The 14613-nt window shown below is 39.9% G+C and carries 15 protein-coding genes; 3 read left to right on the forward strand and 12 right to left on the reverse strand.

Going from position 1 to position 14613, the window contains the following annotated elements; translation table 11 throughout:
* Positions 1 to 29: 29 nt before the first annotated feature.
* The 3 genes from FTV32_RS09360 to pheS form a co-directional block, all read right to left on the reverse strand.
* Positions 30 to 326, reverse strand: a complete 297-nt coding sequence (locus FTV32_RS09360) for an integration host factor subunit alpha (protein ID WP_035265376.1) — start codon at positions 324 to 326, stop codon at positions 30 to 32.
* Positions 323 to 2704, reverse strand: a complete 2382-nt coding sequence (gene pheT, locus FTV32_RS09365) for a phenylalanine--tRNA ligase subunit beta (protein ID WP_035265375.1) — start codon at positions 2702 to 2704, stop codon at positions 323 to 325. The genes FTV32_RS09360 and pheT overlap by 4 nt, the downstream gene beginning before the upstream one ends.
* 120 nt (positions 2705 to 2824) lie before the next feature.
* On the reverse strand, positions 2825 to 3805 hold the full coding sequence (gene pheS, locus FTV32_RS09370; RefSeq protein ID WP_035265373.1) for a phenylalanine--tRNA ligase subunit alpha: 981 nt from the start codon (positions 3803 to 3805) through the stop codon (positions 2825 to 2827).
* A gap of 169 nt (positions 3806 to 3974) precedes the next feature.
* On the opposite strand from pheS, the gene FTV32_RS09375 reads away from it, so the two are divergent.
* Complete coding sequence (locus FTV32_RS09375) at positions 3975 to 5000, forward strand: hypothetical protein (RefSeq protein WP_180028506.1); 1026 nt, start codon at positions 3975 to 3977, stop codon at positions 4998 to 5000.
* On the opposite strand, the gene FTV32_RS09380 is transcribed toward FTV32_RS09375, so the two are convergent.
* From FTV32_RS09380 to FTV32_RS09405, 6 genes are all read right to left on the reverse strand, one after another.
* On the reverse strand, positions 4985 to 5524 hold the full coding sequence (locus FTV32_RS09380) for an AAA family ATPase (protein ID WP_035265369.1): 540 nt from the start codon (positions 5522 to 5524) through the stop codon (positions 4985 to 4987). The genes FTV32_RS09375 and FTV32_RS09380 overlap by 16 nt on opposite strands.
* A gap of 83 nt (positions 5525 to 5607) precedes the next feature.
* Positions 5608 to 5967 carry a 50S ribosomal protein L20 gene (gene rplT, locus FTV32_RS09385; RefSeq protein ID WP_004867327.1) on the reverse strand — a complete coding sequence of 120 codons (360 nt, stop codon included), beginning with the start codon at positions 5965 to 5967 and terminating at the stop codon, positions 5608 to 5610.
* Positions 5968 to 5978: 11 nt separating this feature from the next.
* Positions 5979 to 6173 (reverse strand): 50S ribosomal protein L35, encoded by a 195-nt coding sequence (gene rpmI, locus FTV32_RS09390; protein WP_004278281.1) that lies wholly within the window; start codon positions 6171 to 6173, stop codon positions 5979 to 5981.
* A gap of 158 nt (positions 6174 to 6331) precedes the next feature.
* A complete protein-coding gene (locus tag FTV32_RS09395) occupies positions 6332 to 6757 on the reverse strand; it encodes a YqaA family protein (protein WP_035265367.1) in 426 nt (141 codons plus the stop codon).
* Positions 6754 to 7053, reverse strand: a complete 300-nt coding sequence (locus FTV32_RS09400; protein WP_035265366.1) for a hypothetical protein — start codon at positions 7051 to 7053, stop codon at positions 6754 to 6756. The genes FTV32_RS09395 and FTV32_RS09400 overlap by 4 nt, the downstream gene beginning before the upstream one ends.
* A gap of 72 nt (positions 7054 to 7125) precedes the next feature.
* Positions 7126 to 7743, reverse strand: a complete 618-nt coding sequence (locus FTV32_RS09405; RefSeq protein WP_035265364.1) for a glutathione S-transferase family protein — start codon at positions 7741 to 7743, stop codon at positions 7126 to 7128.
* Positions 7744 to 8023: 280 nt separating this feature from the next.
* On the opposite strand from FTV32_RS09405, the gene FTV32_RS09410 reads away from it, so the two are divergent.
* Positions 8024 to 8494: an Hsp20 family protein gene (locus tag FTV32_RS09410; protein WP_179998611.1), complete on the forward strand. Its 471-nt coding sequence runs from the start codon at positions 8024 to 8026 to the stop codon at positions 8492 to 8494.
* Positions 8495 to 8929: 435 nt separating this feature from the next.
* On the opposite strand, the gene infC is transcribed toward FTV32_RS09410, so the two are convergent.
* Both infC and thrS read right to left on the reverse strand, forming a co-directional pair.
* A complete protein-coding gene (gene infC / locus FTV32_RS09415) occupies positions 8930 to 9415 on the reverse strand; it encodes a translation initiation factor IF-3 (protein WP_373683335.1) in 486 nt (161 codons plus the stop codon).
* Positions 9416 to 9486: 71 nt separating this feature from the next.
* On the reverse strand, positions 9487 to 11409 hold the full coding sequence (thrS, locus tag FTV32_RS09420; RefSeq protein ID WP_035265361.1) for a threonine--tRNA ligase: 1923 nt from the start codon (positions 11407 to 11409) through the stop codon (positions 9487 to 9489).
* Positions 11410 to 11734: 325 nt separating this feature from the next.
* Here thrS and FTV32_RS09425 point away from each other — a divergent pair, with 325 nt between their 5' ends.
* Entirely contained in the window at positions 11735 to 13354 is a 1620-nt protein-coding gene (locus FTV32_RS09425) for a glutamate synthase-related protein (protein WP_035265359.1), read from the forward strand.
* Positions 13355 to 13410: 56 nt separating this feature from the next.
* On the opposite strand, the gene FTV32_RS09430 is transcribed toward FTV32_RS09425, so the two are convergent.
* Positions 13411 to 14610, reverse strand: a complete 1200-nt coding sequence (locus FTV32_RS09430; RefSeq protein ID WP_035265356.1) for an alanine racemase — start codon at positions 14608 to 14610, stop codon at positions 13411 to 13413.
* Positions 14611 to 14613 lie beyond the last annotated feature (3 nt).

The raw sequence follows: 14613 nt of genomic DNA on the forward strand, positions 1-14613 counted from the left end.
TTTTTTTTTAATGTTATTTGATCAAGCGATTAATCGACTTGCTCTGTCCCTACACGCTGTCTAAACTTTTGACCAGCACGGAAGGTCACTACACGGCGTGCAGAAATAGGAATCTCCTCACCTGTTTTTGGATTACGCCCTGGACGCTGACGCTTGTCACGCAGTTCGAAATTACCAAAACCCGATAATTTGACATGTTCACCTGCAATTAATGCCTGGCTAATTTCATCAAAAAACAACTCAACCATTTGTTTAGCTTCACGACGATTTAAACTCGTCAGCTCACTCAAATGATCAGCCATTTCTGCTTTTGTTAATGCTGTCATGAGGCCCTCAATGTCGCTTGGTAAGTGTTTTCTAACACTTGTAAAATATTATCCATACCAGATTTAATTTCAGCATCCTCAAGCGTGCGACTCGGATGCTGCCATAAAAGTGCAAACGCCAATGAACGTTTACCCTCTTCTACACCTTGACCCGTATACACATCGAATAACCAAGAAGAATCAAGTAACTCTCCTCCAGTTTTTTCGATAAGTTGCTGAATTTCACTAACATTAATCTTATCACTAATTAAAACTGCAATATCACGTCTCACTGAAGGAAATCGTGATAATTCTGTAAAATTAGATACATAAGTTTGCAAAACAGACGATTGATCGAGTTCTGCTACCCATGTCGTTGCGAGATCAAGCTCATCTTCAAGCGATGGATGTAAACGACCAATATAACCAATCGATTGTCCGTCCACTAAAATTTCAGCAGATTGACCTGGATGCAACCATGAACGCTCTGAACGCACATATTCTACTTGAACTCGTCCAGCCGCCAATACAGCCTCAATTTCACCTTTAAAATCGAAGAAATCCATTGGCTGAGGTTTAGCATGCCAAGATTCCTGATTCTTCGCACCTGTTGCCACAATCGCTAGTGTAGGTATTTGCTTAAGATCATGAATACTGGTTGCTTCTTGATAATCAAAACGCAAGCCAAGTTCAAAGAAGCGCACACGACTTTGTTGACGATTAACGTTGTATTGGACACAAGGAATTAAGCTTGAAAGTAAAGTCGAACGCATTACCGCCAAATCACTTGAAATTGGATTTGCCAATGCCAAAGGATTTACACTTGGATTTAACTGTTTTTCAAGTTTTAGATCAGCAAAACTAAAGCTGATTGCCTCTTGATAACCAAGTGCAACCAAAGTTTGACGTAATTGTGCAACTTCAAATTGATCTTGGTATTTTGCAAGTTTCACATCAATCACAGGCAAGCTGATTTGAATGTTGTCATAACCATGAATACGCGCAACCTCTTCAATTAAGTCTTGGTAGATTGCCATATCATAACGATGTGATGGCGGTACGACAGACCATTGACCTTGTGCTTTAATTGTTACCTGACAACCTAGACGTGTTAACGCATCAGTAATAAAGTCAGAGTCAACTTTATAACCAAGAAGTTGATCAACTTGCGCCTGCTCAAGCTCGATTGCTTCGCGTGTTGGCAATACTCTTGGATTTTCTGCTACCGTAATTGGACCAAATTCACCACCTGCAAGCTCAGAAATCAACTGAGATGCACGGTGCATTGCGATCATTGGAAGTTCGAAATCCACTCCACGCTCATAACGCTGAGACGCATCTGTATGTAAACCGAAGCTACGCGCACGACCCGCAATATGAAGTGGTGCAAAGAATGCTGATTCAAGGAAGATTTCAGTCGTTGCGCCTGTCACCGATGAAGACAAGCCACCCATGATGCCCGCAATTGCTAATGCTTTTTCGTCATCTGCAATCACCATCACGTTGTCTTGCATTTCAACTTCTTGCTCATTCAAGAGAACAAGTTTTTCACCTGCAGTTGCTTGACGAACGTGTACCGCACCTTGAACTTTACCACCATCAAATGCGTGAAGCGGTTGACCCAACTCCATCAATACATAGTTGGTAATATCAACTAAGATACTGTGCTGACGGATACCAGAACGAGCCAGTGCGCGTTCCATCCATTCAGGAGTTGGCGCTTTGGTGTTGACGTTTTTGATCACACGACCTAAGTAACGTGGGCAACCTTCAGTAGATACAACGACCTTCTTTTCATCAGCAATCGTTGCAGCCACTTCTTTAATTTCAGGCGCAGTCACGGGAAGTTGGTTAATCACACCAATTTCACGTGCAATCCCACGAATACTGAAACAGTCACCACGGTTTGGTGTGATACTAATATCAATCACGTTGTCATCAAGGTCTAGATATTCACGTACGTTTACACCGACTAGCGCGTCCGCAGGAAGCTCGAGTAGACCGTCGATTTTATCTTCTAAATCAATTTCAGATGCACCGCACAGCATACCTTGTGATTCAACACCACGAAGCTTACCTTTTTTGATTTTAAAATCACCTGGCAATACTGCACCGATGGTTGCTACGGGTGCTTTCATTCCTGCACGTACATTAGGTGCACCACAGACGATTTGTAATGGTTCACCCACACCAATGTTGACAGTCGTTACACGTAAACGATCTGCATCTGGGTGCTGTTCTACCGTAAGTACTTCACCTACAACCACACCTGTAAATGGTTTTGCAGCAGGAGATAAATCATCTACCTCAAGGCCAAGCATGGTCAGTTGGTCAGATAAAGTATCGCTATCGATGGCTGGGTTAACCCATGTGCGTAGCCAATTTTCGCTAATTTTCATTGATATAAAACCTGTAATTCAAATCTCTAGAATCCTCCCTCTAACCCCCTTTGCTAAGGGAGAGAACCCCAAATGATTCTGTGGAGTTCCTCAAGTTAGGAGAGGATTTAATAAAAAGTTTTAAGCAAACTGGCGTAAGAAACGCACATCATTTTGGTAGAACATACGCAAGTCGTTTATGCCATAACGAAGCATTGCAAAACGTTCAACACCTAAACCAAATGCAAAGCCTTTGTACTTGTCTGGATCAATACCCGCTGAACGAAGAACATTTGGATGTACCATGCCACAACCTAATACTTCTAACCATTTTCCTCGCTCATCCATGATGTCGACTTCAGCACTTGGTTCTGTGAATGGGAAGTAAGATGGGCGGAAACGTACTTTCAAGTCTTTTTCAAAGAACTCATTCAGCAAATTAACCAATAATCCTTTTAACTCAGCAAAGCTCGTATTTTCTGCAACGTACAAACCTTCAATCTGGTGGAACATCGGAGAATGTGTTTGGTCTGAGTCACAGCGATACACACGACCTGGACATACAATACGAATTGGTGGTTGCTGTGTTTCCATCGTTCGAATCTGTACACCAGAGGTATGCGTACGAAGCAAATGGTTTACATCGAAGTAAAAGGTATCGTGCATTGCACGCGCAGGGTGATGACCCGGAATATTTAATGCCTCAAAGTTGTGATAGTCATCTTCAACCTCTGGACCAGTCGCAACAGAAAAACCTGCTTTCGTGAAGAATTGACAAATACGCTCTTGTACTTGGGTCACTGGGTGGATACTGCCCACCTGTTGTCCACGACCAGGCAACGTGATGTCGATCTGTTCACTTGCTAATTTTTGTTCTAGTGCAGCTTTTTGTAATGCAGTTTGACGCTCAGTTAATGCGCCATTAATCGCTTCTCGAACTGAATGAATCTGCGCACCAAAAACCTTACGCTCTTCCGGATCCATTTTACCCAGTGCTTTCGATTGTTCAGCAAGCTGGCTTTTCTTACCCGTAAATTGCACTCGAACCTGATCGAGTGTTGCAAGGTCTTGAGCTGCTGCAATGGCAGCGAGCGCTTCAGTGGTCAGGGCTTCCAGTGACATAGTAACTCTCAAAGCAACAAATATAAAAAATAATATAACTGCGCATTCTAACAGCTTTTATAGCTCCGTATGAAGATCAGCAAGTGTTAAAATTGGATGTGGAATTAAATTGGAAATTACATTTATAAAAAGTTTAAGATATGCGCAATGATCATTGAGAAGATATGTCATGGCATTAGATCAAATTTGGAAACAACAGCTCACACTCGTGACTTATGGCAATGAGTTTTTAAGTCAGGATTTAAGTTTTCAACACTGGAAAAATCATGCGATTTTTAATCAGCACCATTTCCTTTTTCGAGATTTAAATACACAACACTTATTGGCACAACACTTCCAAGTTTGGTTAGAAAGCTTAAAACGTCAGGGTGTCACATGCTTAAGCCTACATAACTCAAGTTTATTAATCGATGAAAAAAATCCCAATCCAAATGTTGAGCTTTTACCATATCCCCATTTCATTGTCAGTCATCACCGCAATGTAAAAACAGCATGGATCTGTGGTAAAGAACTTGCCGAATGGTATAGTTCTGAACAAGACTTCGACATACCAAACAACCAAACACTCCCTGCACGAATTGAAACATTTTGGCGTTTTGATCTATCCACCCAACATATCAAACGTGTTGAGGCAGATCTTCAAGCACCTAATTGGAATGATATTCACGACTACACAGAGAATGAGCTGTTCGATCGCGCATTAGCACAAGGGGTGGAATCCGTTAAACGTGGCGCAATCTTTTATGGTACTGACGATCAATCACCCTCCAACGCTGGAGCTGCCTTACCATTACTGCCACAAGATTATGCAGCACCTTATGCCAATGAAACCTTAGTGCGTTTCATGCATCTAGAACAACATTTAAAGATTCAAAAACGAAAGCTTTTGGAGCAAGATCATCAAGAATCTCTTGAGGAAGAAAAACAACTGAAGGTATTTCAACAAAAGTTAGATGACCTGAGTGCAAAATTCATTACTAAAGTAGCAAATCACTATAAAACTGCTCATTTAAAAAGCCCCGAAATTCACTCCCCTTTGGATGAAGCCTTAACACATACTCAACATGGAAAACGCTTTTTCAACAATGATTCCAGTTCTCACCAACCCACACCTAAAACAGGTAAATCAAATGTGTTTGCCCTCATTTTAGTCACTGCAATAATCTGTTTCTGCGCTTACTATTTTGGACTGTGATGTTTTAAAAATTCATCTAATTGTTCAGTTTTATGAAAATGTAGCCACTTTATATGATGATATTGAGTGGCATTCATCATCTGCAAATATTTAAGTCTATTTTTCCCATGTGTTTGGACTACCCACAATATTATTGAGTCTTTACTTAACAATTTCGCCCAATGTTCTCTATTGTTAGAATTTTTCCATATTTTCTTTTGGCTAATCACACGGTATAGCGACCTCTTAATCACACGATAAAGATTTACGCGTAGTGAAAAATCCAACCACATCACAGTGTCGATCTCACTTAAGATTAAATTTTGAATCAGAGAATAATTACCATCAATCACGAAGCCCTTATTCATAGACCTAACACGATTTATAAATTTTTCTTGAAATTGTATTGGAGATGACTCAGTCCAGTTATCCAACCAAAAGAGATTATCAAGTTCAATATGATCGACTTGCAGTTGAGCAGCCAACTTACGTGCAAAGGTTGTTTTCCCAGATGCTGCTGTACCGACGACCATAATTTTATTCATACTAATCTCTTGGCTTTATTTGGTCGTAAACAATGAAAATAAAAAAGACCGCTAAAAAGCGGTCTTTTTCTCATCTACGATGATTAAGCAGCTAATGCGCCTTTAGCTTTTTCAGCTAAAGCAGCAAATGCAACTGCGTCATGCATAGCGATGTCAGCAAGTACGCGACGGTCGATGATCACTTGAGCTTTTTTCAAGCCATCGATCATACGGCTGTACGACAAACCATTTTGACGTGCACCAGCATTGATACGCGCAATCCATAAAGCACGGAATTGACGTTTCTTTTGACGACGGTCACGGTAAGCATATTGACCTGCTTTGATTACCGCTTGGAACGCTACGCGGTAAACGCGTGAACGAGCACCATAGTAACCTTTAGCGCGAGCAAGAATTTTTTTGTGACGGCGATGAGCCTGTACACCACGTTTTACACGAGCCATTTATAATCTCCTTAGATGTACGGGCACATACGACGAACTGAAGCAACGTCACTTACGTGAACCATTACACAGCCGCGCAATTGACGAATACGCTTAGCAGATTTTTTGGTCAAAATGTGGCGTTTGAACGCTTGTTTACGCTTAAAACCGTTAGCAGTCGCTTTGAAGCGTTTTGCTGCACCACGGCGAGTTTTCATCTTAGGCATAACAACCTCTTTTGAACACCTGTTCGGCTCGTTTGCACCATTACAATACGACCTGCAGGTAAGGGAGCGAGTATTCTATAGCATCTTTGCGCAAAACAAAAGCACCGTTAATCTTGATTCAGACAAATTAATCTTGATGAGTTTTACTCTACGAAAATTTAGAACAAACCAAGATACACCCAGTAGATAAATAGATATCGACCTGTTTTCGCTATACCCACCACGAAGATAAATTTCCAGAATTTTTCTTTCAAGATTCCTGCAATTAAGGTGATTGGATCACCAATGATAGGCACCCAACTTAAAAGAAGTGACCATGTACCATACTGCTGATAAGCCCGTTGAGCACGAATCATTTGATCTGACTTAAATGGAAACCACTTTTTGGTTTTAAACTGCTCTATTTTTAAGCCCAACCACCAATTAACGCATGAACCCATCACATTCGCTACACTTGCAACAAAAATAAGCATCCACGGCGAAAATTGTTTTAGAGCAAATGACCCCAACAATATTGCTTCGGACTGTAAGGGCAATAAAGTGGCGGCTCCAAAGGCACTTAAGAACAATAAAATCAGATTCATTTACTGGACTTATTCACAGCTAGAAGTTTCTGAGTTTTACGATATTCTTTTATCGACCAAGCAATTGCTAACACTACTATGATGGCACGTAGCACCGTATATTTACTCGTTGTCGCTGGAATCACCTGTTTTAATTGATCCCTAGAATCTGGTTCGATTGCTGCAATGATATTTTGCACATGAAATATTTCGACGATATAAGAAGCAACACAGAGTAAAATACCAGCAATAATTGCCCAGTATACTTTTGAATTAGATTCAACAATTTTGCTAAAATTTAAAAAAAAATCCTTCATGGCAGTTCTCCATAAAAAAACCACCGAATGGTGGTTTAGATATGTAGAGTTTATCACACTTAAATCCGTGATCTACTTTAGTAGTGCAAGCGCCTTTTGTACCGCTGGTCTCTGTTGGATACGTTGAATATAAGCTTCCACTTCAGGAAACTCTGCTAAATGAATACTTTGCCACTCGTGCCGCATCAACCAAGGGAAAATTGCCATATCCGCAATAGAGTACTCACCTGCCACATAGTCTTGCCCAACTAACTGCTTATTGAGCACCCCATATAATCTTTTAGTTTCTGTAATGTAGCGCTCGATCGCATAAGGGATTTTCTCTTTAGCAAATTTAGCAAAATGATGATTTTGACCTAACATCGGTCCTAGACCACCCATTTGCCACATCAACCATTGTTCAACCTGAATTCTCGCGATTTCGTGCTGAGGATAGAATTGTCCCGTTTTACGTCCTAAATATTGCAGTATTGCACCAGACTCGAAAATCGAAATCGATTGATTATTCGGTCCATTTTGATCAACTATCGCAGGAATTTTATTATTAGGAGAAATCGCAAGAAAGTCAGTTTGGAACTGATCATTTTCTAATATATTGATTGGATAGATTTGATAATCTAAAGCCATTTCTTCGAGTGCAATTGTTATTTTTAATCCGTTGGGTGTTCCCCAGTAATATAAATCGATCATTACAGTTCAGGCTCCATATGCCCTTTGTTGATTGATTTATCCACCATAAATCATTTCAAACCAAACAACAAGGATAGAAATTTTTTATTTATAAATTGTAAAAAATCAATTATTTATAAAATATTTTAAATTTTTTTTGAATTTATTATTGAAAAATTTCGGTCTGAACCTATATAAAAAATTGCCAGATTTATGATGATCATCTGGTTCTGTTGATGATAGTCATGACAGAACAACATTCTTATTTTTATGACTTTGCTGACCTCAGGAGGTTTTAATCATGAGTAACTTAAATCTTCATCCATTGTTTCGTCGTAGCATTGGTTTTGATCGTTTAAACGATTTTATTGATTACGCAATGCAAAGTGATGCTCCAAACTACCCACCTTATAACATTGAAAAAAAAGGTGAGAATAAATATCGCATCGTGGTCGCTACTGCAGGATTTAGTCAAGATGAGTTAAATATCAGTCTTGAAAATCAGCTTCTCTCGATCACAGGAAAACCAGAAGCTATTCAATCTGAACAAACCGAATATCTTCATAAAGGAATTGCGCGTCGTTCATTTAAATTATCGCTTCGCTTAGATGAACATATTGAAGTTCAACAAGCAGATTATGAAAATGGCTTATTAGTGATCGACTTAGAGCGTATCATTCCAGAAGAGAAATTACCTCGACAAATTCCAATTGGCAAAAAACTTCTGTTAGAAAATACAGAGTCTACTGAAAAAACAGTTCATGTCGAATAAAGCATCTAACTTAATGAGTCACAAAAAAAGCCGATGCAAAAGTATCGGCTTTTTTTATAAATCAAATCTACAGCTACTTTGAGCAACGAATTTCCTGATGTGCAATATAAAAAATCCTTTTTGGGTCATCTTTCAAGACAGTAAACACTCTAAACCTATTCAGTTTTACCATCCATCTAGAATTTTCTATGCATAAGTACGAGTTTACCTGTCGAAATAATTACATTTTTTACTCAAGCCACAAAATGATTCGAGAAGTTTAAAATATACGTTTATTAGACTTCACTAAAGTACTGCCTGATGGAAATATTCAACTGATGATTTATACCCCAACTACAGTCGTTCCTCTCTTTACTAACTCAGGATGTACCTATATCCCTTCAATCAACATATAAAAAAGCCCTGCATGTGCAGGGCTTTTTCTCTAAATCGGTTTTACTTTTTCTTTTTAGGACCAAGTAACATACCCATTTGACGGCCTTCCATTTTTGGTGCTTGTTCCACTACACCGATTTCAGCCACATCAGCTTCAATCTTTTGTAATTGAGCAAGACCCAATTGTTGGTGAGCCATCTCACGACCACGGAAACGTAGAGTAATTTTAACTTTGTTGCCTTCTTCAAGGAATTTCAGAATAGCACGCAACTTAACATTGTAATCACCAACGTCTGTACCAGGACGCAACTTGATCTCTTTAACCTGAACTTGATGCTGCTTTTTCTTAGCATCTTTTTGCTTTTGCTTCAGATCAAATAAATGCTTGTTGTAATCCATGATTTTACAAACAGGCGGCTCTGCATTCGCAACGATCTCAACGAGGTCAAGATCAACTTCTTCTGCAGCACGCAACGCTTCAGCAAGTGAAACGATGCCTTTTTGTTCTCCGTCAGCGCCAACGAGACGCACTTCTTTCGCACGAATCTCATCATTTAATGCAGGACGATTGCTTTTAGCACCTTGTTGTTGGTTACGGTCAGGCTGTTTAATCTTTCTTACTCCACAATATACCGGCCGCGTTCGGCTACGGCTACTTTCACTAAGTCAACGAATGCATCGATAGACATAGTACCTAAATTTGTTCCAGAGCGAGTACGTACATTCACTGTACCTTCCTCTACTTCTCGATCCCCAAGCACCAATAGGTATGGAATACGCTCTAAAGTACGCTCACGAATCTTAAAGCCGATTTTCTCATTTCTCAAGTCTGAAATCACTCGAATGCCATTTTCTTGCAATTTAGCGACGACTGACTGACAAGCATCTGCTTGAGAATCGGTAATATTCATCACACATGCTTGAATTGGTGCCAACCATGGTGGCATAAATCCAGCGTAGTGTTCAATAAGTATACCAATAAAACGTTCAAAACTGCCAAGAATTGCACGATGAAGCATCACAGGATGATCACGATCGTTGTCTTCAGTGACATAAGATGCATCTAAACGTAATGGCAAGTTAAAATCGCATTGGATTGTACCGCACTGCCAGATACGACCTAAACAATCTTTCAAAGAAAATTCAATTTTAGGACCGTAGAACGCACCCTCACCAGGTTGTAAATCCCAAGCGAGACCCGCTGCATCCAGTGCGTCAGCTAAAGATTTTTCAGCAACATCCCAAAGCTTATCATCCCCTACACGCTTTTCTGGACGTGTTGAGAGTTTCATTTGCACTTCTTCAAAACCGAAATCTTTATAAACATCTAAAGTCAGTTTAATAAAGTCAGCAACTTCTTGACCAATTTGCTCAGTTGTACAAAAAATGTGTGCATCATCTTGGGTGAAACCACGAACACGCATAATCCCGTGTAATGAACCCGATGGTTCGTTACGGTGACATGAACCAAATTCAGCAAGACGAATTGGTAAATCACGGTAAGATTTTAAACCTTGGTTAAACACTTGAACATGACATGGGCAGTTCATTGGTTTAACGGCATAGTTACGGTTTTCAGAATGTGTAGTAAACATGTTTTCTGCATAGTTTGCAGCATGTCCTGATTTTTCCCAAAGACTAAAATCGACCACCTGAGGTGTGCGAATCTCTTGATAACCATTGTCCTGCTGAACTTTACGCATGTATTGTTCTAAAACTTGATAGATCGTCCAGCCATTTGGATGCCAGAACACCATGCCTGGTGCTTCTTCTTGCATGTGGAACAGATCAAGCGCTTTACCAATTTTACGGTGGTCACGCTTTTCAGCTTCTTCAATACGTTTGATATAAGCAGCCAACTGCTTCTTATCCGCCCAAGCCGTACCATAAATACGTTGAAGTTGTTCGTTTTTCGCATCACCACGCCAGTAAGCACCTGACATCTTCGTCAACTTAAATGACTTTAAGAATTTAGTGTTTGGTACGTGTGGACCACGACACATATCCACATATTCTTGATGATAATAAAGACCCATTTGAGTCTCATCTGGCATATCTTCGATGAGGCGTAATTTATAATCTTCACCACGCTCAGTGAATACTTTGATCACTTCATCACGAGGTGTCATCTTTTTAATGACATCATAATCTTGATCGATGAGCTTTTTCATACGCTCTTCGATGGCAGCCATATCATCTGGTGTAAATGGTTTTTCACTGTAGATATCGTAATAGAAACCATCTTCAATGACAGGTCCAATCACCATCTTTGCTTCGGGGAAAAGCTGCTTCACTGCGTGACCAACTAAATGGGCACAAGAGTGACGAATAATTTCAACACCTTCATCATCTTTAGGCGTAATGATCTGCAACGTGGCATCATCAGTGATTAAGTCACATGCATCAACTAGATGGCCGTTTACACGACCTGCAACCGTATTTTTTGCAAGACCTGGACCGATGCTTTGAGCAACTTCCATGACAGAGACAGCTTGATCAAATTGTTTTTGATCGCCGTTTGGCAAAGTAATAATTGGCATAAAAAATCCTTAAGGAGTGATGCCCCGTACAATGGAGCATGTCACCGCGAGATTATGATCGAGGCGAACCTCAAAAGATAAAAACGGTGGATAAATAAAATCGCTAGAGATTTTACACGTGTCACGTTGTTTAATAAACCGTTAATCGAGCATTAGGCGATAGCAGTTTTAATTGTGACAAAAATAGTTAAAATATATTCCCAATCTAATATTTAAACCAATATTATCCCAATTATAGAAAAATAATCTTTTATACTTTCTATTAGATGATCAACATACTTTTAAACAAATAAATATAACCCACTGAAATCATTAGGCAGGTCATATGAAATCTCACCCACTAATTGCTTGGTCTACACTCCAGCCGCTTAAACCCGCATATGCTTTAGCAGCCAATGTGGATCTTGTTGTTCTTCGTCTTGAAGATCATGATGAAGAAAAAGTCGTAGTCATGTATGGTCGTTGTCAGCATCGCGGAGCACTCATGTCCGATGCCCATATTCAAGGCGACAAAATTGTATGTGGCCTTCACGGCTCTCATTACCTCTATAAAACTGGCATTAACCCGAGATATCTCAATAAAAATCTGCAAAAATTTAAAGCTTGGATTCATGATGATCATGTCTATGTTGACTTAGAAGAAATCGAAGCTTGGGAAAAAAGAAATCCACAGCAATTCAACCGTAATCGTTATCAAGGACTCTACGCAGATTCTCAGCCTGCTCCTGAAGAGCCACACAATAGATTCATCTTAGAATTAGCTCGAAATGGTCTAAAAAATTTCGGTCATCATGGTCCTACCGCAGCCATGGGTGTGCCTTTTGACAAACTTCCAAAATGGGAAGATATTCAACTGGTCACAGCTCAACTTTGGAAAGCTCCTCTACTGGATGATGCCCCCGTTGCAAGCGAAGTGATTATTGGACCAAATGCAAAAAAACCATTGAGACTCAATATTCCATTATTTGTTTCCGACATGAGTTTTGGAGCTTTATCTCAAGAAGCAAAAACTGCACTGGCAATGGGTGCGGAAATGGCAGGTACTGGCATCTGTTCTGGTGAAGGTGGAATGTTAGATGATGAACAAGCCTCGAATTCACGATATTTTTACGAGTTGGCCTCTGGTCGTTTTGGCTATGACATTGAAAAAGTAAAAAAATGCCAAGCTTTTCACTTTAAAGGTGGACAGGCAGCAAAAACAGGAACAGGCGGACATCTACCCGGGCATAAAGTAGTCGGAAAAATTGCAGAAGTACGTGGTTTAGAAGAAGGACAATCTGCGATTTCTCCCGCAACCTTTCCGGATTGGACTGAACTTTCACAGTACAAGGAGTTTGCAAACTATATACGCGAGCAGACAGGTGGCATTCCGATTGGCTTTAAACTGTCTGCACAGCATATCGAAAAAGACATTGATGCTGCGATTGCGATAGGTGTGGACTACATTATTTTAGATGGTCGTGGTGGTGGTACAGGTGCAGCACCAACATTATTCCGTGACAATATTTCAGTGCCGACCATTCCTGCTTTAGCACGGGCACGTCGTCATTTAGATCGTTTAGGACGTCGTGACATTAGTTTGGTCATTACAGGTGGCTTACGTGTCCCTGCTGATTTTATTAAAGCCTTAGCGCTGGGTGCAGATGCCATTGCCCTGTCTAACTCTGCCATGCAGGCAATTGGTTGTTTGGGAATGCGCGCGTGTAATACAAATGAATGCTCTGTCGGTATTGCAACACAAAAAGATCATTTGCGTCGAAGACTCGAAATTGAAAAATCAGCACAGCAACTCGCCAACTTCTTCAATGCTTCAGTCGAATTGATGCAGGTAATGGCGCGTGCTTGTGGGCATGACCATTTAAGTAAATTTAATTTGGATGACTTAACCACTTGGAAAAAAGAAATCAGTGAATTAACGGGCATCCACTACGGCGGTATCCAATAAATTTCAAACCAATGCTAAAAAGGGATGATTAACTTCATCCCTTTTTCTTTTAATCACTACTCTCTAAAATTTTCCCAAGGTTCAAATCTACTCGTTTCCAAATCAGATGAATTCCACTCATTTTCTTTTCGATAAAGGTACGTGCGATTGAACTGCGGGATGACCACCTCACTCTGGCTCGGTCGAATAATTACATAGTCATCAGGATGGATATCAATTTTACGATCGACACAAATCATTTCCTGATTGGTGCTTCGTCCATACAATAAATGAGGATGAGATTTTGCTGGATAAACATATTGACCCATCCAATAGCCACCGTAGATAAAAACCGATTGATGCTTCTGAAAGAATTTTATTTTTTTAAATGAAGGCATTCCTGGCAATGAAACTTGGTCTAAAACTTTCAGTACGGGACTCGCTATATATAAAGCAGATTTAAGTGAAGAAAGATATTCAGAATCAAAATCGCTGGGCTTAAGCAACATTGAGCCAAATGACAGATCATTACACACACTATGTTTCACGTGAAAACTAAAGGTTGGACTTCCTCCTCCGTTAAAACACAGCTGAGCATGATTTAAATCTGGGAATTGGTGCTTTAAGATGTGCTGATAATTTTGATAAATATGTTGAGATTCAGCATAAGCTGTTTCTGCACGCTTCACCACCTTAGGTAGTTTAGTGACATGCGCATCGTAGCCCATTAAGCCACTCAAATTTAGCGTTTTTTGATGCTGCTGAATATAATTGAGCATTTGTATAAATTCAGCAGAATTTTGAACGCCTCCACGATGTAATCCCACATCAATTTCAAGATTGATATTGAAGCTAAGTCCCAGTTGATCAGCCAAGGCATGATATTGTTGCAAACGAGCAAAGGAATCAATTAACCAATGTATCTTGCATTGGATTGGCGTGTGATGGTTTTGATAAAACCTTTCTACTGCACGAATTGGCATCGGCTTGCCAAAGAGTAAATCAGCTTGATCAAAATGATTGAACATCAATTCTAAGTGATCAATATGGAACACCATAAAGTGTCGGGTGTCTAATTCGAAACTTAGCTTTTTTAACAAAGGCAAACAAGCCAAAGATTTAACGACCAACCGCGGTTTTAAGTGCTTTGCTGAAGCTAGCTGCTGTTTTACATAAGCAATATTAAAGTTTAATGCATCCTCATCGATCAAGAGCATAGGTTGACCTAAACCATGTGCCCGCAGATCATCATTCATTTGATTAAAAAAACTATTCATCTC

Source organism: Acinetobacter sp. YH16032 (genome assembly GCF_013417345.1).
In the GTDB taxonomy this organism is placed as follows: Bacteria; Pseudomonadota; Gammaproteobacteria; order Pseudomonadales; family Moraxellaceae; genus Acinetobacter.